Here is a 23492-nt window from a genome sequence, read left to right on the forward strand (position 1 = left end):
CTGTGAATCTCATCTTCCGGTTCTCCTGCATGTAGCGGGCCCGGCTCATGGGGGCGTGTTGCATCGCTCCTCCACAAACCGGACAGATTACTTGCTACGAACCGGACAACTCATTTGCTGCTGACAGGCAAATCTGGGGTTGTTGCCAAACTTAATAGGAACGATTATCATTCGCTAACTTCTTCGGAGCCGCGTGATGATCGTCTGTGTGTGCCATCGGGTCAGTGACCGAACCATTGAGCGTTGTGCCCGCGCGGGCCAAGCGTTTGAAGACATCCAGATCGACCTGGGTGTGGCCACCCAATGTGGCAAATGCGAATGCAGTGCCCGCAACATCTGGTCGGAATGCCGGTCGGTGGCGCCGGTGGCCCATTTGCACAACGAATCGCAACTGGCGCCACGCGCGGCCGTCAACCTGGGCTGAGGCCCTTTGGTTTGTCACCCCGCGCGGGCCAGCCGATGGCACGCCTGGCCGGTGCGCGCGCAGGCGTGATCCTCGTTGAGCCAGTGGTGGGCGTGGCCCTCGCAGGCGGTGCGGCACAGAACCTCGTCGGCTGCCGATGGCGCCGGTGACTGGGTGGTGGGTGCTGAGTTCACGCGTCTGAGCGGCCGTTTTGCCACGGCCAAACCACCCGCACCCATGCCCCAGCACAATGCGGTGCGGGTGATCAACAAGTCCGCCCGCAAGCGCAGCACCTCAGATTCCAAGGCCCGCAGCGCCTTGGCGTGGGCCTGGTGTTGTGTGCTCACGTCGTTTTGCAGGCGTCCCCACATGCGCAGCAGGACGTGGTATTCGGCGCTGGTCCCGTGTTCCATGCCATGTCCTGTCATTGCAGCCGGGTGCTGCTGGTCGCCCATGACGGGGTGGGATCGGTGATCGACTGGGCGAACACCGCCCAATGGGCGCGCATGCGTTCGACCACGGTTTTGAAGTTGCTGGACAGGGCGGGGTGCCTGGACAGGCAACACAGGTTGGCGCCAATTTTCTGGGCCATCAGGCCCCGTTGGTGGCTGCAAGCGCTTTGGGCGTGGCCGGTCATCAAGGCCAGGGTGCCGGCGAGCAGGGCTTCGACGCTGGGCATCTCGTATTCACCGTCGGCGTGGGTGTGCATGGGCAACTCCTCTGGATGAGGCCGGGCGGCGGCTGGCTCGGCCATGTTTGCAGTATATGCGAACGATTCTCATTTGCAAGGTTTGCCCGCACGTCCTTTGGGCAACGGCCTACACTGCAGGCTTTCCCAACCCAGATCATCAGGAGCCCGTCATGAAAGGCGATCCCCAAGTCATTGCGCACCTGCAAGCGCAGCTCAAGAACGAACTCACCGCCATCAACCAGTACTTTGTGCACTACCGCATGCTCAAACACTGGGGCTTCGACAAGCTGGCCAAGAAGGAATACGAAGAATCCATTGGCGAGATGAAACACGCCGACAAGCTGATGGACCGCATCTTCATGCTCGACGGCCTGCCCAACCTGCAGGACCTGGGCAAGTTGAACATCGGTGAGGACGTGCCGGAGATCCTGGCCTCCGACCTGGCGCTGGAGCAGGGCGCCCAGGCCACCATCAAGGCCGGCATCGCACATTGCGAATCGGTGCGCGATTATGTTTCACGCGATCTGCTGCAGGAGATCCTGGACGACACCGAGGAGCACGTGGACTTCCTCGAAACCCAGATCGACCTGCTGGGCAAGGTGGGCACACAGAACTACCTGCAAAGCATCATGGGCGACATCGAATAAGCCTCACAAGCCACGGAGGGTGGTTGGCCGCAAGGCTGAAAATACTGTATAAACAAACAGTATTTTCAGCCTTGTTCTGTTTGCCATGCCCGCTGCCCTGCTGTCGTCTGCGCCATCGCTTGCCCTGCCCGGTGTTTGGCGGGGCGATGCCTGGGCCGGCGGCGTGTCGCCAGTCGTTACCAGCGGCCACGGGGCCTTGGACGCCGAGCTGCCCGGCGGCGGCTGGCCCATCGGCGAACTGATCGAACTTTTGCAGCCCCCGAGCGCACGGCACGAGTGGCGCTTGTTGTTGCCCGCGCTGCGCTTGGCCCAGCGCCAAGGCCCGCTGGTGCTGGTGGGGGCGCCCCACCCACCCCACCTGGCCGCGCTGGCGGCGCAGGGCGTGGCCCCCGATCGCCTCTTGTGGGTGGACACGGCCGAGCACAACGACCGCTTGTGGGCCGCCGAACAGGTGCTGCGCAGCGCCACGGCGGGGGCGCTGCTGGCCTGGTTGCCCGAGGCCCGGCCCGAGCAACTGCGCCGCCTGCACCTGGCCGCACGGGCCGCCATGCCCACCACGGCCGAACACACCGGCACCCTTTTGATGGCCCTGCGCACCGACGCAGTCCGGCCCCAGGCCTCACCCGCCCCCCTGCGGCTGCTGTTGCGCAGCGCGGTGGGTGGGCTGGAGGTCCAGGTGTTCAAACGCCGTGGCCCGCCCATGGACCGGCCCATCACCTTGGCGGCCGAACTGCCGGTGATGGCCTGCCTGCGCCGCCTGCCCATCCCGCCTGTTGCGCCCGCACGCCCCCATGTGGTGGATCGCCCTGTTGCCCAGCCCCGCCACGCTTTCGCCTGAGGCCGTGTTGCCCCTGGCCTGGTGGGCCTTGCAATGGACGCCGCGTGTGTGCCTGCTCGATGAGGCCGTGTTGCTGGAGGTGTCGATGAGCGAACGCCTGTTTGGTGGCCGGCGCGCGCTGTTGCAGCGCTTGCGCGTCCAGTCGGGTGCCGCCGGGGCACAGGCCTTGGCCACCGCGCCCACGGCCTTGGCGGCCCTGGCCTTGTTGCGGCAGCTAGACGCCGGTACCAGCGCCGCTGCCGGTGCCGAGCCGGCTTCGCTGCTGCCCGCCACCGGTTGTGGCATCCGGCGCTTGGCCGTCACCCTCGACGCCTTGCCACTGGGCCACCTGAGTGCTGCCCGCCCCCACGCCCCCACCTTGCACCAGCTGGGTTGTCGCACGCTGGGCGAAGTGCGCGCCCTGCCACGCGACGGCCTGGCCAGGCGTTTTGGCGCCGATCTGTTGAACGCACTTGACCAGGCCTATGGCCAGCGCGCTGAGAGCCACCAGTGGGTCAGCCTGCCCGAGCGTTTTGAGCAAAGGCTTGAATGCCCCAGTGCCGTCGAACAGGCACAGGGCCTGCTGTTCGGCGCCCAGCGCCTGCTGAACGCCCTGCAGGCCTGGCTGGCTGCGCGCCAATCGGGCGTGCTCGCGTTCACCCTGCACTGGGAACACGACCGCGTGCGCCGCAGCGAGTTGCGCGGTGGCCAGTTGGCGCTGCGCACCGCCCACGCCACCCGCGACATGGCCCACCTCACGCGCCTGCTGGCCGAACACCTGGCGCGAACCACCCTGGCCGCGCCGGCCACGGCCCTGCGGCTGGTGGCCGACGAGGTGGCGCCGCTGCCCACCACCTCGCTGAGCCTGCTGCCCGGTGAGCGCCCGGCCGGCGGCGAAGCCTGGGGGCAGTTGCTGGAGCGCCTGGCAGCCCGACTGGGGCCACAACAGGTGTTGCAAGGGCTGCTGTGCGCCGACCACCGGCCCGAGGCCATGGCACGCTGGGCACCGGCCAGTGTGGCTCGTCAGGCAACTGCGCCCGCCTTGCCGCCCACGCTGGCCTGGCAGCCCCCCTGGCTGCTGCGCGAGCCTGTGCGCCTTGCGGTGGTGCAGGAGCGCCCGGTCTACCAAGGCCCGCTGCAACTGCTGACCGGGCCACAGCGCGTTGAAAGTGGCTGGTGGGTGGACGAACGTTGTGATGCTGGACCGGTGCAGCGCGATTACCACGTGGCTTTGAGTCCACAGGCGGGGTTGGTGTGGATTTTTCTGCTGCGCGGCAAAGAGCCTGCCTGGTTTCTGCACGGTATTTATGGATGAAGCCCCCACGCTCCACCGCTGCGCGGGTCGCTGCCCCCCAAGGGGGTGCGGCCTGGCTTGGGGCGGCCCGGCGCTGCGGCCTTGAACCATGCTGCCCCCTTATGCCGAACTCCACGCGCTGAGCCACTTCAGCTTCCAGCGCGGCGCCTCCAGCCCCGACGAGATGGTGGCGCGTGCCGCCGCGCTGGGCTACAGCGCCCTGGCCATCACCGACGAATGCTCCATGGCCGGCGTGGTGCGCGCCCACCTGGCCGCCAAAGAGGCTGGTCTCAAGTTGCTCATCGGCACCGAACTGCGGGTCAGCGCCCCCGAGCTGGCCTGTGGCGGTTTCACCCTGGTGCTGCTGGCGCGCACACGCCGGGGCTACGGCCAGTTGTGCGAGCTCATCACCGCCGCGCGTGGCCGTGAACAGCGTGGGCGCGAGCGCTACCACCTGCACTGGCAACAAGCGCCGCTGGCCGATGCCCCACTGGACGACGTGTTGGCCTTGTTGTTGCCCTGGCGCGACCTGGCCGATCAGCCTGACCAGCCCCACGGCAGCCGCCTTGCCGACATCGAGGCCACCGCGCGCTGGTTGCGCCAGCGTTTTGCCGGCCGCGCCTGGCTGGGGGTGGCCTTGCACCGCCGCCTGGACGATGCCTTGTGGCTGGATCGCCTGACGGCTGCTGCCCAGGCCACCGGTGTGCCCCTGGTGGCCGCTGGCGGTGCGCTCATGCACGTGCGCAGCCGCAAGCCGGTGCTGGACGTGATGACCGCCATCCGCGAACACCGGCCCGTGGCCGATTGTGGTTTTGCCCTGAGCCCCCATGCCGAGGCCCACCTGCGCAGCCGCCTGAGCCTGTCGCTGATCTACCCGCGCGAGCTGCTGGCCGAAACGCAGCGCGTCGCCGACTTGTGCCGGTTCGAGCTGTCCGAGTTGCGTTACGAGTACCCACACGAGGTGGTGCCGCCCGGCCAAACCCCCAGCAGCCACCTGCGCCAGCTCGCCTTGCGTGGCGCGGCAGAGCGTTACCCGCAGGGCGTGCCGAGCGACGTGAGCACGCAGCTTGAGAAGGAGCTGGCCCTCATCGCCGAGCTGCGCTATGAGCCTTACTTTTTGACCGTGCACGACGTGGTGGCCGAGGCGCGCCGCCGCAAGATTTTGTGCCAGGGCCGGGGCTCGGCCGCCAACTCGGCGGTCTGCTACTGCCTGGGCATCACCGAGGTCAACCCGGCGCAGTCCACCTTGTTGTTCGAGCGATTCATCAGCAAGGAGCGCAACGAGCCGCCCGACATCGATGTGGACTTTGAGCACCAACGGCGCGAAGAGATCGTCCAGTACCTCTACACCAAATACGGCCGCCACCGCGCCGCCCTGGCCGCTGCCGTGGCCACCTACCACCCGCGCAGCGCCTTGCGCGACGTGGGCAAAGCCCTGGGCCTGCCGCTGGCCACCGTCGATGCCCTGGCCAAACACCAGCAGTGGTGGGACGGCGCCGAGCTGCTGCACGAACGCCTGATCGAAATCGGCCTGAACCCGGACGAACCCCGCCTGTGCCAGCTGCTCGCCATCACCCGCACCTTGCTGGGGTTTCCGCGCCACCTGTCGCAGCACAGCGGCGGCTTTGTGCTCACGCAAGACCGACTCACCTCCACCGTGCCCGTGGTGCCCGCCGCCATGAAGGACCGCAGCATCATCGAATGGGACAAGGACGACATCGACGCTTTGGGCCTGATGAAGGTGGACGTGCTGGCCTTGGGCATGCTCAGCGCTTTGCGCCGCATGCTGGACATGGTGGGCACCTGGCGAGGCCGCGCGATGGGTTTGCACCACATCCCGCAGGACGACCCGGCCACCTACGCCATGATCTGCCGCGCCGACACCGTGGGCGTGTTCCAGATCGAGAGCCGCGCCCAGATGAGCATGCTGCCGCGCCTGCAGCCACGCACCTTTTACGACCTGGTGATCGAGGTCGCCATCGTGCGGCCCGGGCCCATACAGGGCGGCATGGTGCACCCCTTCTTGCAGCGGCGCGAGCTGGTGCGAAAGGGCGGCCGGGTGGACTACCCCAGCGAAGCCCTCAAGCCCGCGTTGGCCCGCACGCTGGGCGTGCCCATCTTTCAGGAGCAGGTGATGCAGATCGCGGTGATTGCGGCCGGCTTCACCCCGGGCGAGGCCGACCAACTGCGCCGCGCCATGGCCGCTTGGCGGCGCAAGGGCGGGGTGGACAAGTTCCACCACAAGGTGGTGCAGGGCATGCTGGCCAACGGCTACACGGCCGAGTTTGCCGAAGCCATTTTTCGGCAGATCGAAGGCTTTGGCGAATACGGTTTCCCCGAAAGCCATGCCGCCAGCTTCGCGTTGCTGGTGTACAGCAGCGCCTGGCTCAAACGCCACCACCCGGCCGCTTTCCTGGCGGCCTTGCTGAACTCGCAACCCATGGGTTTTTACAGCCCCTCGCAACTGGTGCAAGACGCCCAGCGCCAAGGCGTGGAAGTGCGGCCGGTGGACGTGTGTGTGAGCGATTGGGACAGCGTGCTGGAGCCTGCTTCTGCCGACCCCTCACAGCCTGCGGTGCGCCTGGGCCTGTCTTTGGTCAAAGGGCTGTCGCTGGAAGTCAGTCAGCGCATCACCGATGCCCGTGCCCAGGCCATGCCAAGCGATGTGCAGGACCTGGCCCAACGCGCCCGGCTCGACGCCGCCGACCTCAAAGCCCTGGCCGGTGCCGACGCCCTGGCCAGCCTGGCCGGCCACCGCCGCCAGCAGGTGTGGGCCGCCAGCGCCTTGCACGCCGCCCCGGCCCTGCTGCGCGGGGCGCCGGTGCACGAGCCTCTGCTGGCTTTGCCCCAAGCCACCGAGGGTGAAGCCGTGGTGCACGACTACGCCAGCCTGGGCCTCACGCTGCGCCAACACCCTTTGGCCTTGCTGCGCCCGCAGTTGGCCGCCCAGCGCCTGCGCACCGCCGCCGAACTTCGTGATGCGCCCGACGGCCGCCTGGTGCGCGCCTGTGGCCTGGTCACCACCCGCCAGCGCCCGGGCACCGCCAAAGGCGTGGTCTTCGTCACGCTTGAAGACGAGACCGGCACCGTGCAGGTCATCGTCTGGAAAGCTTTGCGCGAACGCCAGCGCGCCGCCTTGCTGCAATCTCAGCTGCTGGCGGTTTATGGCCGCTGGCAGCGAACGGGGGAGGGCGAACACACGGTGATGCACCTCATCGCTCAGCACTTGGTGAACCTCTCGCCTTTGCTGGGCGGGCTGACAAGCAGCAGCCGGGATTTCCACTGACTCCTACACTGTGTGGCAGGAGACCCCATGGCCATCGTCCGCCTGCTGCCCCACCACGCCCCCGCCTACCGCGCGCTCATGCTCGACGCCTACGCACGCCATCCCGATGCCTTCACCTCCAGCGTGGATGAGCGTGCAGCCTTGCCGCTGGCTTGGTGGGAGGCGCGCCTCGCACAGACGCCCGATGCCGCCGAAGCCGTGTGGGCCAGCATGGCGGGCGACGCCATCCAGGGTGTGGCTGGCCTGTCGTTTGAGCGGCGCGAGAAAGTGCGCCACAAGGCCACGCTGTTCGGCATGTACGTCCACCCCGAACAGCGCGGCCAGGGCCTGGGGCGCCAACTCGTGGATGCCGTGCTGACCCACGCCCGCGCGTGCCCCCACATCGCCTTGGTGCAACTCACCGTGTCCGAAGGCAATGCCGGCGCCATCGCGCTGTACCGCGCAGCCGGCTTCGAGCCGTGGGGTTGTGAACCCCTGGCTGTTCGGGTCGGCGAGGGCTTTGTGCGCAAGTGGCACATGGGGTACCCGTTGATGGAACCGGGGCCGCACCGTGTCTGAGACCCTGCGCCAGCAACTCGTGGCACTGGTGCGCCAGAGCCCCGCGCTGATGCGGGCCTTGTCGGCAGGCCGCTCACTGGGTTTGCCGTCCTGGTGTATTGGTGCGGGCGTGGTGCGCAACCTCGTTTGGGACCACCTGCACGGCCGTGGTTTGGCCACCCCTTGCGATGACCTGGACCTGGTCTACTTCGACGCCAACGACCTGAGCCCCGCCACCGAAGCGCGGTTGCGCGAGCGGCTGTCCTCGTGTTGTCCCGGGCCGGTGTGGGACGTCACCAACCAGGCCGCGGTGCACTTGTGGTACGCGGCGAAGTTTGGTCAAGAGGTCGAGCCTTTGCCGTCACTGGTGGCCGGCTTGGCCACCTGGCCTGAAGTGGCCACCGCCGTGGGCGTATGCCTCACGCCCCAAGACCAGATTGACGTGCTCGCACCTTTCGGCCTGGATGACCTGTTCAACATGCACGTACGCCACAACCCGGCCCGCGCCAGCGTCGAGGCCTACCGTCAGCGGGTGCGCGCCAAGCGCTTCGGGCAGCGTTGGCCCGGTGTGGTGGTGTTTGACGCCGAGAACTGAACCCCTTTGAGATGCCCATGGCCCCCCACACCTCCCCCGACATGCTGGCCTACTACGCCGCCCGCGCGCCCATTTACGACGCCGTGTACATGCGGCCCGAACGGCAGGACGACATCGCTTTTTTCCAGCGCCACATCCCCGAGCGCTTGGCCGGGCGGCGGGTGTTGGAGGTGGCCTGTGGCACGGGCTACTGGACGCCGGGCATCGCTGCCCGCGCCCAGTCTGTGGTGGCCACCGATGCAAACGAGGCGCCCATGGCCTTTGCCCGGCTGCGACCGGGCGCGGAAAACGTCCACTTTCGCCAGGCCAATGCCTATGCCTTGCCACACGACCTGGGCCACTTTGACGGCGCGTTTGCCGGCCTGTGGTTTTCGCATGTGCCCATCGAGGCGCGCCTGGATTTTCTGGCAGGTCTGCACCGGCACCTGTTGCCAGGCGCCAGGGTGCTGCTGTTGGACAACACGGCCATTCAGTGCCGCGAGTTGCCGATTGTCGAAACCGACACACAGGGCAACACCTACCAGCACCGGCCGCTGCCCGATGGTTCGGCGCACCGGGTGCTGAAGAACTTCCCGATGGAGGCCGAACTGCGGGCCTTGCTGCCTGCGGGGTGCAAGCAGGTGGACTTCCTCCAGCGAGAGCACTTTTGGCTGCTGGCGTACCAGCTGGGCTCGGCAGCTCCCGGCTAGGAGTCTGCGCTGTCAGGCACCTTTGTGGTTGATGTGCCGCCTTGGGCTTTCAATTCCATCTTTTTCGATGAAAAGCGCTGTTTTTGTGCTTCCCTAGAAATGCAAAAGTGTTTTACATTTCGGTCGTCTGCATCTGGTGCCCCAAAGTGGGGCCGTGTGCAGATGCGGGACAAAGGGCAAACACCACACAGTTGATGGCCCCATGTTCCGGTGGTGGGTTTGTGCATTCCATAACAAGACAAAAGGGAGGTCATCATGAACATGATGTCGAATGTTCGCGTTGCCACTCGGCTGACCGCCGGGTTTCTGATGGGCATCGTGCTGTTGTTGGTCCTGGGGGTGGGCAGTCTTTTTGCCCTGAGCAAAACCAACGAGGGTCTGGAGACGGTCTACAACGACCGCGTGGTGCCGCTGCAGACACTCAAACGCGTGGCCGACGCCTACGCCATCAACATCATCGACGCGGTCAACAAAGCCAACGCCGGTTTGCTGAAGGCGGAAGACGCGCTCAAGCTGGTGCAGGCAGCACGCAGCGACATCGACTCCAGCTGGCGTGACTACGTGTCCACATCGCTCACGGCCGATGAAAAGCGTTTGGTGGGCGAGGCCGAGACCCTGTTCCGTCCGGCCAATGAGGCGGTGGCCCAGCTTGAGGCCGGCCTGCGTGGCATGAGCGGCACCGTGCGCGACCAGCTGGCCCAGTTTGACGGGCCGCTGTACCTGGCCATCGACCCCATAGGGGGCAAGGTGACCGAGCTGATCGACCTGCAGCTTCGAGTCGCTGCAGAAGTCAACCAGAGCGCGGCGACGCAGTACCAGTGGGTGCGCGCACTCACCCTCGGCTTGCTCGGGGTTGCGGTTCTGATGTCGGTGCTGGCGGCCGTGTGGATCACACGCTCCATCACCCAGCCCATTGCCCGTGCGGTGCGCCTGGCCGAGGCGGTGGCCGACGGTGACCTGACGATGCAGATCGAGGCCCACGGCGAAGACGAGCTGGCCGACCTCCTGCGGGCCTTGGGCGCCATGAACAACAGCCTGGTGCGGGTGGTCAGCGAAGTGCGGCTCAGCAGCGATTCCATCGCCACCGGCTCGGCCCAGATCGCGGCAGGCAATGCCGACCTGTCCTCGCGCACCGAAAACCAGGCCGCCAACCTGGAGGAGTCCGCCGCCTCCATGGAGGAGATCACGGCGACCGTGCATCAAAACGCCGAAACCGCGCGGCAGGCCAGCCAGCTGGCCTCGGCCGCCAGCGAAGCCGCCGCCCGGGGTGGCCAGGTGGTGGGGCAGGTGGTGTCCACCATGCAGGAGATCTCGGCCAGCAGCCAGAAAATCGCCGACATCATCGGTGTGATCGACGGCATCGCTTTCCAGACCAACATCCTGGCACTCAACGCCGCCGTGGAAGCAGCGCGCGCCGGCGAGCAGGGCAGGGGTTTTGCCGTGGTGGCCGGTGAGGTGCGCAACCTGGCACAGCGCAGCGCTTCTGCCGCCAAAGAAATCAAGACCCTCATCACCGCCAGCGTTGAACGCGTGCAGCAGGGCTCTCAGCTGGTGGGGCAGGCCGGAGAAAGTGTGGGTGACACGGCCGTTCAGGTCCAGCGCGTGACGGGGCTCATCAACGAGATATCTGCCGCCGGCAGCGAACAGTCCACCGGCATCAGCCAGGTGGGCGAGGCCTTGCAGGAGCTCGACCAGGTGACGCAGCAAAACGCCGCGCTGGTGGAAGAGAGCGCGGCCGCCGCCGAGAGCCTCAAACTGCAGGCAGCTCGGCTGGCCGAGCTGGTGGGCGTGTTCAGGCTGAGGGGCTCAGGCGCTTGATCCGTCGCGGATCAGACCGACCATCACGCCTTCAATCTCGAACGCGTCGTTTGGCCCCACCACCAGGGGCTGAAAGTCGGGGTTGGCCGGATGCAGCTCGATGTGGCCGCGCAGGCGCACCAGGCGTTTGACGGTCACTTCGTCGCCCAGCCGCGCCACCACGATCTGGTGGTGCAGCGCCTCGCGTGTGCTGTGCACGGCCAGCAGGTCGCCGTCCAGAATGCCGGCATCGCGCATGGACAGACCGCGCACACGCAGCAGGTAGTCGGGCCGGCGGCTGAACAGGCGCTGCTCGACCGTGAAGCGGCTTTCCACATGGGCCTGCGCCAGGATGGGCGCGCCAGCGGCCACGCGGCCGATGAGGGGCAGGGTGAGCTGCTGCAACTCGGGCAGGGCCAACGGCATCTGCCGGGCCAAGGGGTGGCTGCCGGTGCGCAGCCGTATGCCGCGCGAGGTGTTGCCGACCAGTTCAATAACGCCCTTGCGGGCCAGGGCGCGCAGGTGCTCTTCGGCCGCGTTGGCCGACTTGAAGCCGAAGGCGGTGGCGATCTCGGCCCGGGTGGGCGGCGCGCCGGTGTCGGCCATCGTGGTCTCGATCAGCGTCAGGATGTCTTGCTGGCGGGCGGTGAGCTTGACCGGTTCGTTCATGGGGGCGTGACTCCAATGTGTCGCAACTGTATTCCTATACAGCGCTTTCCCATGATAACTTGCGCGTTTTGACTTCAGCCACATCCAGAGACAACCATGAGCGACATCCTCGTCCACACCGAAGACGGCATTTGCACCATCACCTTCAACCGCGCCGACAAGAAAAACTCCATCACCGCCGCCATGTACGCGGCCTTGGCCGACGCCCTGGCCGCCGCACAAGACGATGCGGCCGTGCGCGTGGTGGTGTTCCAGGGCCACGAAGCGGTGTTCAGCGCCGGCAACGACATTGCTGACTTCCTGAACACGCCGCCCACGTCCGACGACGCGCCCGTGTTCCGCTTCTTGCGCGGCATCGCCCAGTTTCCCAAGCCGGTGATTGCCGTCGTGTGTGGCCCGGCCGTGGGCATCGGCACCACCATGCTGTTCCATTGCGACCTGGTGTACGCGGGCGACAACGCTGCGTTTGCCATGCCTTTCGTCAACCTCGGCCTGTGCCCCGAGGCGGCCTCCAGCCTGCTGGTGCCGCAGATGATGGGTTACCACCGCGCCGCCGAGGCCCTGCTGCTGGGCGAGCCCTTCATGGCCGAGGCCGCACTCGAAGTGGGCCTGGTCAACAAGGTGCTGCCTCCCTCCGAAGCCACCAACTACGCGCAAGCCGTGGCGCGCAAGCTGGCGGCCAAGCCCATGAGCGCGCTGCTGCAGACCAAACAGCTCATGAAAAAAGGCCAGACCGCGCTCGTGCTGGCGCAGATGAACGAAGAAGCCGCTCACTTTGGCCGCATGCTGCGCGAACCCGCCGCCCGCGAGGCCTTTGGCGCCTTCATGGAAAAGCGCAAGCCCGATTTCTCCAAACTCTGAGCCCGGCGCATGAGCGATGCCATGGCGCGCGCGCGCTCGCATTTTCTGCAAGGTGTTGAACGCTTCGAGCAAGGCCACCTGGACGACGCCGCGCAGGCCTTCGAAGCCGCGCTGGCGCTGGCGCCCGGCCGCCCTTCGGTGCTGAGCAACCTGGGCCTCACCCGCTTTCACCAAGGCCGTTTTGAAAACGCGGCCGCCCACTTGCGGGCCGCCGCACAGGCCGACCCCAACGAGCCCAGCACCTGGGTGGCGCTGGCGCGGTGCCTGGGGCAACTTGGTGAGCCTGCCGAGGCGCTGGATGCCTTGACGCGTGCGCTGGCCCTGGACGAGGGCATCGCCGAGGCCTGGTCGCTGCGAGGCAACCTGCTGCGTGAAGCGCGCCGCTTGTCCGAGGCGGCCCAGTGTTTCGAGCGCGCCCTGGCGCTGGGTGCAGACCCCGAGTTGCACCGCTATTTCCTCGCCGCCGTCACCGGGGGCGAGGCGCCCGATCGCCCGCCGCGCGCCTACGTCGAAACCCTGTTCGACGACTATGCCGACAGCTTCCAGCAACACCTCGTGGCATCGCTGCGCTACCAGGGCCCCCAGCGCTTGGTGCAACTGCTGCAAGCCCAGGGCGTGGCGCGTTTTGACGCGGCGCTGGACCTGGGCTGTGGCACCGGCCTGTGTGGCGCTTTGTTGCGCCCCTGCTGTGACTCGCTGACCGGGGTGGATTTGTCCGAGCGCATGGTCACGCAGGCCCGCGCCAGCGGCCACTACGACGCGCTGCAACACGCCGACGTGGTCGATGCCCTGAACGGCGCACTGCAACGCTTCGATCTGGTGATCGCGGCCGACGTGTTCATCTACGTGGGCCGGCTGGAGGCGGTGTTCGAAGGCGTGGCCAAAGTGCTGCGCCCCGGAGGCTGGCTGGCCTTCACGGTCGAGCGCGCGCCCGATGAGCATGATGTGTTGCTGTTGCCCAGCCTGCGTCACGCGCATTCGGCGCCCTACCTGAGCCGCCTGGCCCAGGCGCATGGCCTGCAACTGCGGGTGCTGCAAGAAGCGCCCATCCGCGAAGACCAGGGCCAACCGGTGCCGGGTTGGTACGTGCTGATGCAGGCGGGTTGACCTATTGGGAGGGCGCAAGCCATGAGCTACATGTTGTTGATCGTTGAACCCGTGGGCCAACGCGCCACACGCACCGAAGCCGAAGGCCGCGCGGCCTACGCCGCCATGCAGCGTTTTGGCGAGGCCATCGCCGCCAAGGGCCAGCTCAAGGCGGTGGAGTCGCTCTCGTCGCAAGACACCGCTGTGCGCGTCAGCCACAGCAGCGGACGCGCCCAGGCGCTGGATGGCCCGTTTGCCGAGGCCAAAGAAATGGTGGGGGGCTTTTTCCTGCTGCAGAACGTGACCCGCGACGAGGCCCTGGCCTGGGCCCGCGCCTGCCCGGCCGCGCAATGGGCTACGGTGGAGGTGCGCGCGCTGGCACCGTGTTACGTGGCCTGAGTCTTTGCCTCTGGAGGCAGCCTAGGGAAACCACTTAGGCCCGGTCTGTCGAAACCTGGTCGCCAGTTTCGTCGTGGGAGTAGAAACCGAACATTCGGTTTCCCCGACCAGAGGTGACCATGAAGACACAACATTTCGACATCCTGATCCACGCCCCACCCGAGCGGGTGTGGCGCACCATGCTGTTTTCACCCACCTACGAGCGGTGGACCAGCGCCTTCTGCGAAGGCTCACGCTACGAAGGTGGCTGGGACGCGGGGCAGACCATCCGTTTTCTGGGCCCCAACGGGGAGGGCATGGTGTCGGTCGTTGCCGAACACCGGCCGGCCGAATTCGTGTCCATACGCCACCTGGGCATGATCGCCCAAGGCGTGGAAGACACCACCAGCGAAGCCGTGCGCGCCTGGGCGCCTTGCCACGAAAACTACCACTTCATCGCCGAAGCCGGCGGCACCCGCGTGCGGGTGGCGGCCGACGTGTTCGGCACTTACGAGGCCTACATGGCCGAGACATGGCCGCGTGCCCTTGCGCTGCTCAAAACCCTGTGTGAAGGAGCACCGTCATGAGGTTCATGATCATCGTCAAGTCCTGCCCCGAGTTCGAGGCCGAGACCACCCCCGCAGCCCCTGAGGAGCTGATGGCCGAAATGGCCGCCTACCACGAGGAACTCGCGCGGGCCGGTGTGCTGCTCGACGGCAGCGGCCTGCACCCCAGCCGCACGGGCTGGCGCGTCCAGTACAGCGCCGATGGCGCCACCCGCGTGGTGGACGGCCCCTTCGCAGAGGCCAAGGAGCTGATCGCCGGCTACACCCTGATCCAGGTGCGTTCGCGCGAAGAGGCGCTCGAATGGAGCCGGCGTTTCCCCAACCCCGCCGGGCGCGGCAAAGAGGCGGTGATCGAACTGCGCCAGCTGATCGAACTCGACGAGTTCCCGCCCAGCGAGGCGCTGGACAAGTTCAAGCAGTTGGATGCCCAGCAGCAGGCCAAGGACTTGCCATGATCAAGACCGTGGCCGTGCTGCTCCTGGTGGCCGTGGCCGCTCTGCTGGTCTACGCCAGCACCCGGCCCGACGTCTTCCGCGTCGAGCGCGCCACCACCATCCACGCCTCGGCCGAGTGCCTGTTTCCGCTGATCAACGACCTGCACCGCTTCAACACCTGGAACCCCTACAACCAGAAGGACCCGGCCATGAAAGGCCAGTACAGCGGGCCCGGGGCCGGCCTCGGCGCGGGCTACGACTTTCAGGGCAACAAGGACGTGGGCAAGGGCCGCATCGGCATCACCGCCTCGCAGGCGCCCACGGCCGTCACCATGCAGCTGGACATGTGGGAGCCCTTCGAAGGCCACAACGTGGTCGAGTTCACGCTGGCGCCCGACGGCGCCGGTACCCGCGTCACCTGGGCCATGCACGGCCCCAGCAGCTTCCTGCCCAAGCTCATCGGCATCTTCATCAACATGGACCACATGGTGGGCCGAGATTTCGAGCAGGGACTGGCCAACCTCAAGGCCCTCGCCGAAAAACCCTGAACCCCTCCCATTCACCGACAAGGACATCCCCATGCTCAAACAGATCTTCGTCAACCTGCCCATCCAGGACATGGCCCGCTCGCAGGCCTTCTTCAAGGCCCTGGGCCTGAACTTCAACCCGCGCTTCACCAACGAGCAGGGCGCCTGCCTGGAAATCGCCGAGAACATCTACGCCATGCTGCTGGTGAAGCCCTTTTTCCAGGGCTTCACCCAGCTGCCCGTGGCCGACGCGACGCAGACCACCGAGGTGCTGATTGCACTCTCGTGCGAAAGCCGTGCCGAGGTGGATGAGCTGGTGGCGAAGGCCGTGGCCGCAGGTGGCACCACGCCCAATGCGCCACAGGACCATGGCTTCATGTACCAGCACGGTTTTGCCGACCCCGATGGCCACCAGTGGGAGGTGTTCTGGATGGACGAGGCCGCCGCGCCGGCGCAAATGTGATCAGCCGCACGTGCATTCGGCTGTCCACGACACCATCGCCACCGTCTGGCGCCTGGAATCGCCCGTCATTGTCGGCGCGCTCATGCGCTTGGTGCGCGACCTGGGGCTGGCCGAGGAGCTGGCGCAGGACGCGCTGGTGGCGGCGCTGGAGCACTGGCCACTGAACGGCCTGCCCGACAAACCCGGCGCCTGGCTCATGACCACCGCCAAGCGCCGTGCCCTGGACCACCTGCGCCACCGGCAGATGAGCGAGGCGCGCCAGGGCGAGCTGGCGGCTGAACTGGCCGCGATGGAGGCCCTGACCGTGCCCGACTTCAGCGACAGCCTGGACGAACGTCGCGCCGGCAACGTGGCCGACGACCTGCTGCGCCTGATCTTCACCGCCTGCCACCCGGTGCTCGCGCCCGATGCCCGTGTGGCCCTCACGCTCAAGCTGCTGGGGGGCCTGAGCACCCACGAGATCGCGCGTGCCTGCTTGGCCACCGAGACCACCATCGCCCAGCGCATCGTGCGCGCCAAGCGCCGCCTGGCTGAGGCCGATGTGCCCTACGAGGTGCCCCGTGGCGCCGACCTCGCGCCGCGCCTGGCCTCCGTGCTGGAGGTGGTCTACCTCATCTTCAACGAGGGCTACACCGCCACCAGCGGCACCGACTGGATGCGCCCCGCGCTGTGCGAGGAGGCCCTGCGCCTGGGCCGCATGTTGCTGGAGCTGGCACCCACCGAGCCCGAGGTGGCCGGCCTGCTGGCGCTGATGGAGCTGCAGGCCTCGCGCACCGCAGCCCGCACCGACGCCCAGGGCCGGCCTGTGCTGCTGCCCGACCAGGTGCGCGGCCGCTGGGACCGGCTGTTGATCCGGCGTGGCCTGGCTGCGCTGGAAAGGGGGGAACGCTTGGCGGGCGGGGCGCGAGGCCCCTACCTGCTGCAGGCCGCCATTGCCGCGTGCCACGCCCGCGCCGCCCGCTGGCAAGACACCCACTGGCCAGACATCGCCGCGCTGTATGCCGAGTTGGCCACGGTCGCGCCGTCGCCCGTGGTGGAACTCAACCGCGCGGTGGCGGTGGCCCAAGCCCACGGCCCCGAGGCCGGTCTTTCCATCGTCGATGGCCTGCTGACCCATCCCGCCCTGGCGCGTTACCACTGGCTGCCCAGCGTGCAGGGCGACCTGCTGCTCAAGCTCGGTCGGCGGTCCGAAGCGCGTGTGGCCTTTGAGCGGGCGGCCGCGTTGGCCGGCAACCAGCAAGAGCGCGGCTTGCTGCTGGCGCGGGCCGCACAGGCGGGTGACCCTGCCTGACGCTGCGCTTCAGAAACTTTCCCATTCCCCGCCGTCGTTGGCAGGCGACGGTTTTCCGGGACGCGCCAGCGATCCCCGGGGGGCCGTGGCGCGTGGCTGGGGGAGGGGGGCTTTTCGCGTGGGTGCGGGCTTCGTCGTGGCGGGCCCGACTTGGGGCACAGGCGGCTTGCGTGGGGTGGTGGCAGGGGCAACGGGGGCATGGTCCACGGCACCGGTGCGGAACACCGCCACCGCTTGCGCCATGCGGTCGGCCTGGTCGCGCAGGCTGGTGGCCGCAGCGGCACTCTGCTCCACCAAGGCGGCGTTTTGCTGGGTCATCGCATCGAGCTGATTCACGGCGGTGTTGACCTGGGCGATGCCCTCGCTCTGTTCCGTGGCCGCGCTGCTGATCTCGCCGATGATGTCACTGACCCGCTGCACACTTTGCACGATCTCCTGCATGGTCGCGCCGGCTTGCTGCACCAGCTCGCTGCCGCCCTGCACCCGGTCCACGCTGGCGTTGATCAGTTCCTTGATTTCCTTGGCCGCCTGTGCGCTGCGCTGCGCCAGGTTGCGTACTTCACCGGCCACCACCGCAAACCCCCGCCCCTGCTCGCCGGCGCGGGCCGCTTCCACCGCAGCGTTGAGCGCCAGGATGTTGGTCTGGAAGGCGATGCCGTCGATGACACCGATGATGTCCGCGATTTTCTTGCTGCTGTCCGAGATGGCGTCCATGGTGCCCACCACCTGCTGCACCACGCTGCCGCCACGTTGCGCCACTTCGGCCGCGCTGCCGGCCAACTGGTTGGCCTGGCGGGCGGCGTCGGCGCTTTGGCGCACGGTGGCGGTCAGTTGCTCCATGCTGCTGGCGGTCTGCTGCAGGCTGCTTGCGGTTTGTTCGGTGCGCTGGCTCAGGTCTTGGTTGCCGCTGGCGATTTCGCTGCTGGCGGTCTGAATGTTCTGCACCGCTTCGCGCACGGTTTGCACCGCCGAAGCGGTGCGGCCCAACACGGCCTTGAGCTCGCGTGCCAGCGGGGCGTTGACCTCCAGGCTGGCCACGTCGAGCACGATGTGGGTGGGGTCCTGCATGCGCTGGGCCAGCGAGGCCACTTCGGCGTTGCCGCGCACGCTGTTGCCCAGCCTCACCACAAAAAACAGCTCGAAGGTGGTCTGTATCACCACATAGGCAGCATGGGCCACGATGAGGCCAAAGTCGGGCTCGCTCAGGCAGTACAGGCCCCAGCCGGCGGCTTGCAGGCGGTCGAAGCCCACGTGGTGCAGCGCAAACAGCACGGCCGACAACAACACCGGTCGCCAGTCCAGGTAGACCATCACCAGCGCCAGCGTCACGAACACACCAAAGTGTGTTTCGCGCAGGCCGGCGCTGGCCTGTATCTGCAAGGCGACCAGGGAGGTCAGTGAAAACGCCATCAGCATGCGTGTGGCCAGGCTGCCAGGCGCCATCAGGTAGCCGAGCAGGCCCGGCAATGCCAGGCCAAGGGCCCACATCACACCGCCCATCAGGCCAATGCCCGGTCGGTCGAAGGCGATAACGATGCCCACTGCGGTGAGGCTGTAGATGAGCAAGGCAACCAGCATCAGCCGGTCGCCCCGCTGGTACTGCTCGGCCAGTCCGGCGGCTGGTGTGTTGTGTGTGCTCATGAAGCGTGTCTCCTGGGCCGGGATAGGCGCGCTGATTGTGTCAAAACATCAAATCAACCGCCTTGACCTGGCGCAAGAGGGCTTCTACTGCCGGGGGGTATGCCGATCCCCAGGTCTACACAAAGTCGCGCAGCCTGTACCAACCCATGCCCACCGCCTGCATCAGGCCACCCAAACGCTCACCGCCGGGGAAGGGCGGGTTGACGATGCCGGCGAACCAGTCGAGCCGCTCGGGCTGGCCGGCCATGGCTTCGGTCACCAGCGTGGCGGCCACGCGGGTGGGCACCAGGCCGTGGCCACAAAACCCCTGGGCCCAGAACACCCGCTCGCCGCGCCGACCCCAATCGGGCATGCGGCGCATGGTGATGTCGATGTGGCCGCCCCAGGCAAAGTCCATGCGCGCATTTTTGAGCTGCGGGAAGGTGCGCAGGATGTTGACCTTCATCGCCTGCGGCAGGTTGGCAGGCGTGCCGCCCATGTAGGTGCATTTGCCGCCGAACAGCAGGCGGTGGTCGGCCGTCATGCGGAAGTATTCGAGGATGAACTGGTTGTCGTACACCGCGTGGTTGCCGGGGATGAGGCTGCGGCACACCGATTCACCCAGCACCTCGGTCACGCCGATGAAGGTGCCCACCGGCAAGGTGCGCGCCGACACCCGTGTGTCCACCTGGTCGAGGTAGGCGTTGGCCGCCAACACGACCTGATCGCATCGCACCTGCATGCCGCCTGCCACCTGCACGGTGATGCCTTGCGCGTCCTCGGTGTAGCGCTCGACACGGGTTTGTTCGTGGATGGTGGCGCCGGCCTTCTCGGCCGCCCGGGCCAGGCCCAGCACGTACTTCAATGGGTGGATGTGCGCGCCCTCGGGGTCCACAATCCCGGCCTGGAAACGCTCGGAGTTGAGGTACTTGGGCAGCGTGGCCTTGTCCACAAATTGCAGCTTGTGATAACCCCATTCGGTTTCGCACTCTTCGATCCAGCCGGTCAGGTCGGCCACCCGGCGCGGCAGCACCGCCACCTCCAGGTGGCCTTCCACCAGATCGCAGGCGATCTGCTCGTCGCGCATGAGTTGTCGCATGGACGCCACCGCCTTGAGCGATTCGTCGAACATGTTTTTGGCCTTCTCGTGGCCCATGACACCCTTGAGGCGCTGCATGCCACACGGAAAGCCGATGATCATCTGCCCGCCGTTGCGCCCCGACGCGCCCCAGCCCACGCGGCTGGCCTCCAGCACCAGCACCGACTTGCCCGCCCGCGCCAGCTCCAGCGCGCAGTACAGGCCAAAAAAGCCGGCGCCCACCACACACACATCCACCCGGCGGCTTTCGCTCAGGGCGGGGCGGGGCGTTTGTTGCTCGCGCGAAGTGGCGGCGTAGTAGCTGTCAACGTGTTCGGTGCTGCTGCGAAACATGGGGGCCTTTCTGGGGAGGTGCAGACAAGGCCTGGATGGTGACGCAATTGGTTCTGTCAGGTGGGTCCATTTGGTGTGGTCGGATGGTGCCAAATGTTGGACTCAACCCGCCAGCGGCAATGCGTTGAGTTCAGCGCGTGCCTCGCGCCACTGTGGCCAATGCTGTTCCAACAGTTCGATGAAACGACCGTTGTGGGTAGGCTCCAGGAGGTGCAGCATTTCGTGCACCACCACGTACTCCAACAAATCCCTGGGCTTCTTCACCAGCTCGGTGTTCAGCCGGATATTCCCTGCTGTGTGGTTGCAGCTGCCCCACTTGGTTTTCATGCGTTGCAGGTAGTAGCCGTTGACCTTCACGCTCAGCGTGCGCTCCCACTTGCTGATCACGCGCGGCAGCTCCGCGTGCAACAGCGTTTTGTGCCATTCGTGAATGGTCTCAGCCCTTTTTGTCTGATCGGCGCCGGGTCGAACAAACAGTCGAATCTGCCGATGGTCCAGCATCACGTGGGGCTTGGCATCGATTTCAATGATGTTCATCAGGTAGCGCCGCCCCCAGACGTGGTGGCTTTCCCTTGTGACGAACTGCCGAGGCTGTTCACGCTGTTGCTCGCGAAAACGTTGCTGCTGCTGCCGAATCCAGCGCAGGCGCGATACAGCGTACGCGCGGGCCACCTCGGTGCGAGTGGCAGGTGGTGCCACCAGCGTCACCCGGCCGTCGGGCGGGTGCACCGTCAGGTGCACGTTCTTCACCCGTTTGCGCGTCAGGCAGATGGTGATGTCACCCAGTTCGAAAGCTTCGGTCATCAGTAACCCGGCTGCTTCTTGATGATTTCGAATATGGCGAGCGTGGCCGCCTTGTTCTTGCTCAGGATGGGCGCGATCGCGTTCAGCACCTGGGCCTCGCGGGCGGGGTCACCCTTCCAGTCAGCGGGCGCGTGCTCGCGAATCGCCTTGTCCAGTTTCAATGCCAGGGCCAGGCATTCGTCGCCCCAGGTTTTTGCCGGCTCAGCCACCGTGTTGACCGGTACAACGGCTGCCAGCACCGCCGGCAGGTTGTTGTAGAGCACCGTGGCTTCCTTGTTGCCGTGCAGTTTGGCGGGCGCGTTGTTTTCACCTCGGCCTTTGCCCAGTTGTTTCGCAAGCGCTTCGGCGTTCTTCAAAAACTGCTCGTATGACGCGGTGTCCTCGCGCTTCTGCCGTATCAGGTCGTTCAGCAACTTGGACATCTCGGCATAGAAAGCGGGATCGGTCAACTGCTCGCGGATGATGGTCTTGCGCACGTTGTTGATGATGGCCTCGGCAATGGCGTTGTTCGACAGCTTGCCCTTTTCATTCAGTTTTTTCGCGATGGCGTCATGGATGCCGGTCTGAATGATGAGCTCCGTCAAAGACAGCTCGCTCAAATCACCCAGCAGGTCGGCCGGGTCGGCCTGTATGTAGGTGTTGATGAGGTGGCGCATGTCCGCCTCGAAGGGCTTGATGTCCAGCTCCTCGCCCGAGTGGTTCTTGATGGCCGCGCGCACTTCGGCATAAAACTGAGTTTCCTGCTCGAAGGTCTGTATCTGCGCAACGTTGTAGCCAGCCTCGGCGAGGTGTGTGGTCAGGTCGGCGTAAGCGCGCACATAGGCGGCCACGGCCTTGTAGAAAGCCACGCGCAGCGGTTCGGTGTCGGTCAGGGCCGTGGGGCTGGCGGCAGCGCCACAAAAATATTGGATGTGTTGCTCGATGCCCTGCGGTTGCGGCACCGGTGCACACAGGTAGATCAGGGCCTCGCGTGCCGCGTCCAGCTGGGCCCTGCCTTCCTCGCGCCAGTCCTTCACGATGACGTTGCCGTCCTCACCCACCGTCTCGGTGTCCAGTTCGTCTGACGTGTAGACCGCGATGGCGTTCTGCACGTGGCTGAACTGCTCCTTGTAGTCCACCACGTGACCATAGTCCTTGTCGTCGCCATCCAGCCGGTTGGTGCGGCAGATGGCTTGAAACAGGTTGTGGTCGAGCAACTTGTGGTCGAGGTAAATGTAGGTGCAGCTCGGGGCGTCAAAACCGGTCAGCAGCTTGCTCACCACGATCAGCAGCTTCAGGTTGGCGGGCTCTTCGATGAAGCGGCGCTTCATCTCGGTTTCGTACTGCGTGGTGGTCTGGTTCTTGGCCAGCACGTGCTGGGTGTAGGTGTCGAATTTGTAGCGTTCGTCGCTGCCCTTGGGCTCTTGCGAAATCGCGTTGTGGTTGGGCTCGTAGGAGGTGATCAGGCCACATTGCGGCCCGAGCGGCGTGGCGGCCAACAGCCGAAAGTAGTGGCAGGCATCGTAGATGGACGCCGCTACCAGAATGGCCGTACCCCGGTCGTTGTTCAGCCGTGGGCGCACGCCAAAGTCGTGGTTGATGTCGGCAATGATGCGCTGCTTGCGCTCGGCCGAACTCATCAGCTCCTCCATCGTGGCCCAGCGCTTGCGCAGAACCGATTTCTGGAAGTTGTTGAGGCCCTTGGTCTTGGTTTCGAACCAGTCGTCGATGGCCTTGCGCGAACTCAGCCGCTGCGGCACGTCGCGGGCTTCGTACTTCAGGTCAAGCACCACCTTGTCGGACACGGCTTCATCGAACTTGTAGGTGTGGATGAAGGTGCCGAACACCTCTCGGGTGGTTTGTTTGTCTCGGCGCAGCAGCGGCGTGCCGGTGAAGCCAATGAAGATGGCGCCGGCCAGCCAGCGTTTCATCTGCTTGTTCATGTCGCCGCCCTGGGTGCGGTGGCATTCGTCCACAAACACGTAGAAGCGCCCCGCCACCCGGGGCGGCTCGCCCTTCAAGTCAGCCACGTCGATCTTGTGGATCAGCGCGCACATCAGGCGCGGCGTGGCGGAACCCAGCTTCGCCACCAAGTCCTTGCGCGAAAGGATGCGCGGTGAGGGCGCCTCGGCGCCAATCACCCCAGCGTTTTTCATCACGCCCTCAATCTGCTTGTCCAGCTCGTCCCGGTCGGTCACCACCAGAACGCGGGCTTCGGGGTCGTGCTCCAGCAACCACTTGGCAATCAGCACCATCAGAATGCTTTTGCCGCTGCCCTGGGTGTGCCAGATCACGCCACCCTCGTGCCGCTGCATGCGCTCCTGCGCCGCCTTCACGCCTTCGTACTGGTGCAGGCGCGGCACTTTTTTCTGGCCAGCGTCAAAAATCACGAAGTTGCGAATCAGGTCGAGCAAGCGCTCGGGCGCCAGCATCTGGCTCAGTGGCCCGTCCAGCAGCTCACCGGCCGCCAGGGCTTCATCGGCGCCTCCTGTTTTGTGGCGCAGATTCAACTACAAAGTGCACCGAATTTCAGTGTAACGGACGAATCTCCAAGCCCATGAACACCTCGTGGGGAGTGCGGTAGTTGAGGCACTTGCGGGGTCGGTGGTTGAGCCGGTAGAGCGCA

General features: G+C 66.2%; 24 protein-coding genes. 17 read left to right on the plus strand and 7 right to left on the minus strand.

Going from position 1 to position 23492, the window contains the following annotated elements; all coding sequences use genetic code 11:
* Positions 1 to 196 precede the first annotated feature (196 nt).
* On the plus strand, positions 197 to 424 hold the full coding sequence (locus ACFQPB_RS22300) for a (2Fe-2S)-binding protein (RefSeq protein WP_382228228.1): 228 nt from the start codon (positions 197 to 199) through the stop codon (positions 422 to 424).
* A 14-nt stretch (positions 425 to 438) separates the two neighbouring features.
* On the opposite strand, the gene ACFQPB_RS22305 is transcribed toward ACFQPB_RS22300, so the two are convergent.
* Both ACFQPB_RS22305 and ACFQPB_RS22310 read right to left on the minus strand, forming a co-directional pair.
* The gene (locus ACFQPB_RS22305) at positions 439 to 816 is read right to left on the minus strand and encodes a hypothetical protein (RefSeq protein WP_382228231.1); all 378 of its coding nucleotides are present in this window, start codon (positions 814 to 816) and stop codon (positions 439 to 441) included.
* Between the two features lie 11 nt (positions 817 to 827).
* Positions 828 to 1112 (minus strand): hypothetical protein, encoded by a 285-nt coding sequence (locus ACFQPB_RS22310; protein WP_382228234.1) that lies wholly within the window; start codon positions 1110 to 1112, stop codon positions 828 to 830.
* 152 nt (positions 1113 to 1264) lie between these two features.
* On the opposite strand from ACFQPB_RS22310, the gene bfr reads away from it, so the two are divergent.
* The 8 genes from bfr (at position 1265) to ACFQPB_RS22350 (ending at position 10777) form a co-directional block, all read left to right on the plus strand.
* The gene (gene bfr / locus ACFQPB_RS22315) at positions 1265 to 1741 is read left to right on the plus strand and encodes a bacterioferritin (protein ID WP_382228236.1); all 477 of its coding nucleotides are present in this window, start codon (positions 1265 to 1267) and stop codon (positions 1739 to 1741) included.
* A gap of 85 nt (positions 1742 to 1826) precedes the next feature.
* Complete coding sequence (gene imuA / locus ACFQPB_RS22320) at positions 1827 to 2579, plus strand: translesion DNA synthesis-associated protein ImuA (RefSeq protein ID WP_382228239.1); 753 nt, start codon at positions 1827 to 1829, stop codon at positions 2577 to 2579.
* Complete coding sequence (locus ACFQPB_RS22325) at positions 2533 to 3873, plus strand: Y-family DNA polymerase (RefSeq protein WP_382228242.1); 1341 nt, start codon at positions 2533 to 2535, stop codon at positions 3871 to 3873. Before imuA ends, ACFQPB_RS22325 begins: the two co-directional genes overlap by 47 nt.
* 88 nt (positions 3874 to 3961) lie before the next feature.
* Entirely contained in the window at positions 3962 to 7138 is a 3177-nt protein-coding gene (locus tag ACFQPB_RS22330) for an error-prone DNA polymerase (protein ID WP_382228245.1), read from the plus strand.
* A 27-nt stretch (positions 7139 to 7165) separates the two neighbouring features.
* Entirely contained in the window at positions 7166 to 7696 is a 531-nt protein-coding gene (locus ACFQPB_RS22335) for a GNAT family N-acetyltransferase (protein WP_382228247.1), read from the plus strand.
* Positions 7689 to 8270 (plus strand): nucleotidyltransferase family protein, encoded by a 582-nt coding sequence (locus ACFQPB_RS22340; RefSeq protein ID WP_382228249.1) that lies wholly within the window; start codon positions 7689 to 7691, stop codon positions 8268 to 8270. Before ACFQPB_RS22335 ends, ACFQPB_RS22340 begins: the two co-directional genes overlap by 8 nt.
* A gap of 17 nt (positions 8271 to 8287) precedes the next feature.
* Positions 8288 to 8959 (plus strand): class I SAM-dependent methyltransferase, encoded by a 672-nt coding sequence (locus tag ACFQPB_RS22345; RefSeq protein ID WP_382228252.1) that lies wholly within the window; start codon positions 8288 to 8290, stop codon positions 8957 to 8959.
* 255 nt (positions 8960 to 9214) lie between these two features.
* Entirely contained in the window at positions 9215 to 10777 is a 1563-nt protein-coding gene (locus ACFQPB_RS22350) for a methyl-accepting chemotaxis protein (protein ID WP_382228254.1), read from the plus strand.
* Here the strand turns inward: ACFQPB_RS22350 and lexA are convergent.
* A complete protein-coding gene (gene lexA / locus ACFQPB_RS22355; protein WP_382228257.1) occupies positions 10766 to 11425 on the minus strand; it encodes a transcriptional repressor LexA in 660 nt (219 codons plus the stop codon). The genes ACFQPB_RS22350 and lexA overlap by 12 nt on opposite strands.
* Before the next feature lie 96 nt (positions 11426 to 11521).
* Between lexA and ACFQPB_RS22360 the strand changes: the two genes are divergently transcribed.
* From ACFQPB_RS22360 to ACFQPB_RS22395, 8 genes are all read left to right on the plus strand, one after another.
* A complete protein-coding gene (locus ACFQPB_RS22360; protein WP_382228259.1) occupies positions 11522 to 12286 on the plus strand; it encodes an enoyl-CoA hydratase in 765 nt (254 codons plus the stop codon).
* Between the two features lie 9 nt (positions 12287 to 12295).
* The gene (locus ACFQPB_RS22365; RefSeq protein ID WP_382228262.1) at positions 12296 to 13393 is read left to right on the plus strand and encodes a tetratricopeptide repeat protein; all 1098 of its coding nucleotides are present in this window, start codon (positions 12296 to 12298) and stop codon (positions 13391 to 13393) included.
* 21 nt (positions 13394 to 13414) lie between these two features.
* Entirely contained in the window at positions 13415 to 13771 is a 357-nt protein-coding gene (locus ACFQPB_RS22370) for a YciI family protein (RefSeq protein WP_382228265.1), read from the plus strand.
* Positions 13772 to 13890: 119 nt separating this feature from the next.
* Positions 13891 to 14337 carry an SRPBCC domain-containing protein gene (locus ACFQPB_RS22375; RefSeq protein ID WP_382228268.1) on the plus strand — a complete coding sequence of 149 codons (447 nt, stop codon included), beginning with the start codon at positions 13891 to 13893 and terminating at the stop codon, positions 14335 to 14337.
* Entirely contained in the window at positions 14334 to 14771 is a 438-nt protein-coding gene (locus tag ACFQPB_RS22380; protein WP_382228271.1) for a YciI family protein, read from the plus strand. The genes ACFQPB_RS22375 and ACFQPB_RS22380 overlap by 4 nt, the downstream gene beginning before the upstream one ends.
* On the plus strand, positions 14768 to 15298 hold the full coding sequence (locus ACFQPB_RS22385) for an SRPBCC family protein (RefSeq protein ID WP_382228274.1): 531 nt from the start codon (positions 14768 to 14770) through the stop codon (positions 15296 to 15298). The genes ACFQPB_RS22380 and ACFQPB_RS22385 overlap by 4 nt, the downstream gene beginning before the upstream one ends.
* A gap of 31 nt (positions 15299 to 15329) precedes the next feature.
* Positions 15330 to 15740 carry a VOC family protein gene (locus tag ACFQPB_RS22390; protein ID WP_382228277.1) on the plus strand — a complete coding sequence of 137 codons (411 nt, stop codon included), beginning with the start codon at positions 15330 to 15332 and terminating at the stop codon, positions 15738 to 15740.
* A gap of 10 nt (positions 15741 to 15750) precedes the next feature.
* On the plus strand, positions 15751 to 17031 hold the full coding sequence (locus ACFQPB_RS22395; protein WP_382228280.1) for an RNA polymerase sigma factor: 1281 nt from the start codon (positions 15751 to 15753) through the stop codon (positions 17029 to 17031).
* 9 nt (positions 17032 to 17040) lie between these two features.
* Here the strand turns inward: ACFQPB_RS22395 and ACFQPB_RS22400 are convergent, their stop codons facing one another.
* From ACFQPB_RS22400 to ACFQPB_RS22415, 4 genes are all read right to left on the minus strand, one after another.
* Positions 17041 to 18672, minus strand: coding sequence for a methyl-accepting chemotaxis protein (locus ACFQPB_RS22400; RefSeq protein ID WP_382228282.1), 1632 nt, complete (start codon positions 18670 to 18672; stop codon positions 17041 to 17043).
* Between the two features lie 115 nt (positions 18673 to 18787).
* Positions 18788 to 20083, minus strand: coding sequence for an NAD(P)/FAD-dependent oxidoreductase (locus ACFQPB_RS22405; RefSeq protein ID WP_382228285.1), 1296 nt, complete (start codon positions 20081 to 20083; stop codon positions 18788 to 18790).
* 102 nt (positions 20084 to 20185) lie between these two features.
* Positions 20186 to 20887 (minus strand): M48 family metallopeptidase, encoded by a 702-nt coding sequence (locus ACFQPB_RS22410; protein WP_382228288.1) that lies wholly within the window; start codon positions 20885 to 20887, stop codon positions 20186 to 20188.
* The gene (locus ACFQPB_RS22415; protein WP_382228291.1) at positions 20887 to 23376 is read right to left on the minus strand and encodes a type I restriction endonuclease subunit R; all 2490 of its coding nucleotides are present in this window, start codon (positions 23374 to 23376) and stop codon (positions 20887 to 20889) included. Before ACFQPB_RS22415 ends, ACFQPB_RS22410 begins: the two co-directional genes overlap by 1 nt.
* Between the last annotated feature and the right edge of the window lie 116 nt (positions 23377 to 23492).

The organism is Hydrogenophaga atypica (assembly GCF_042665215.1).
GTDB classification, from domain to species: domain Bacteria; phylum Pseudomonadota; class Gammaproteobacteria; order Burkholderiales; family Burkholderiaceae_C; genus Hydrogenophaga; species Hydrogenophaga defluvii_A.

What these genes read in the sequence shown, in the direction of transcription:
- ACFQPB_RS22380 (WP_382228271.1), top strand. Translation starts at nt 14,334, where the DNA reads ATGAGGTTCATGATCATCGTCAAGTCCTGCCCCGAGTTCGAGGCCGAG.
- ACFQPB_RS22360 (WP_382228259.1), top strand. Translation starts at nt 11,522, where the DNA reads ATGAGCGACATCCTCGTCCACACCGAAGACGGCATTTGCACCATCACC.
- ACFQPB_RS22405 (WP_382228285.1), bottom strand. Translation starts at nt 20,083, where the DNA reads ATGTTTCGCAGCAGCACCGAACACGTTGACAGCTACTACGCCGCCACT.
- ACFQPB_RS22370 (WP_382228265.1), top strand. Translation starts at nt 13,415, where the DNA reads ATGAGCTACATGTTGTTGATCGTTGAACCCGTGGGCCAACGCGCCACA.
- ACFQPB_RS22335 (WP_382228247.1), top strand. Translation starts at nt 7,166, where the DNA reads ATGGCCATCGTCCGCCTGCTGCCCCACCACGCCCCCGCCTACCGCGCG.
- imuA (WP_382228239.1), top strand. Translation starts at nt 1,827, where the DNA reads ATGCCCGCTGCCCTGCTGTCGTCTGCGCCATCGCTTGCCCTGCCCGGT.
- ACFQPB_RS22385 (WP_382228274.1), top strand. Translation starts at nt 14,768, where the DNA reads ATGATCAAGACCGTGGCCGTGCTGCTCCTGGTGGCCGTGGCCGCTCTG.
- ACFQPB_RS22375 (WP_382228268.1), top strand. Translation starts at nt 13,891, where the DNA reads ATGAAGACACAACATTTCGACATCCTGATCCACGCCCCACCCGAGCGG.
- ACFQPB_RS22400 (WP_382228282.1), bottom strand. Translation starts at nt 18,672, where the DNA reads ATGAGCACACACAACACACCAGCCGCCGGACTGGCCGAGCAGTACCAG.
- lexA (WP_382228257.1), bottom strand. Translation starts at nt 11,425, where the DNA reads ATGAACGAACCGGTCAAGCTCACCGCCCGCCAGCAAGACATCCTGACG.
- ACFQPB_RS22300 (WP_382228228.1), top strand. Translation starts at nt 197, where the DNA reads ATGATCGTCTGTGTGTGCCATCGGGTCAGTGACCGAACCATTGAGCGT.
- ACFQPB_RS22310 (WP_382228234.1), bottom strand. Translation starts at nt 1,112, where the DNA reads ATGCACACCCACGCCGACGGTGAATACGAGATGCCCAGCGTCGAAGCC.
- ACFQPB_RS22305 (WP_382228231.1), bottom strand. Translation starts at nt 816, where the DNA reads ATGGAACACGGGACCAGCGCCGAATACCACGTCCTGCTGCGCATGTGG.
- ACFQPB_RS22325 (WP_382228242.1), top strand. Translation starts at nt 2,533, where the DNA reads ATGTGGTGGATCGCCCTGTTGCCCAGCCCCGCCACGCTTTCGCCTGAG.
- ACFQPB_RS22350 (WP_382228254.1), top strand. Translation starts at nt 9,215, where the DNA reads ATGAACATGATGTCGAATGTTCGCGTTGCCACTCGGCTGACCGCCGGG.
- ACFQPB_RS22365 (WP_382228262.1), top strand. Translation starts at nt 12,296, where the DNA reads ATGAGCGATGCCATGGCGCGCGCGCGCTCGCATTTTCTGCAAGGTGTT.
- ACFQPB_RS22410 (WP_382228288.1), bottom strand. Translation starts at nt 20,887, where the DNA reads ATGACCGAAGCTTTCGAACTGGGTGACATCACCATCTGCCTGACGCGC.
- bfr (WP_382228236.1), top strand. Translation starts at nt 1,265, where the DNA reads ATGAAAGGCGATCCCCAAGTCATTGCGCACCTGCAAGCGCAGCTCAAG.
- ACFQPB_RS22330 (WP_382228245.1), top strand. Translation starts at nt 3,962, where the DNA reads ATGCTGCCCCCTTATGCCGAACTCCACGCGCTGAGCCACTTCAGCTTC.
- ACFQPB_RS22345 (WP_382228252.1), top strand. Translation starts at nt 8,288, where the DNA reads ATGGCCCCCCACACCTCCCCCGACATGCTGGCCTACTACGCCGCCCGC.
- ACFQPB_RS22390 (WP_382228277.1), top strand. Translation starts at nt 15,330, where the DNA reads ATGCTCAAACAGATCTTCGTCAACCTGCCCATCCAGGACATGGCCCGC.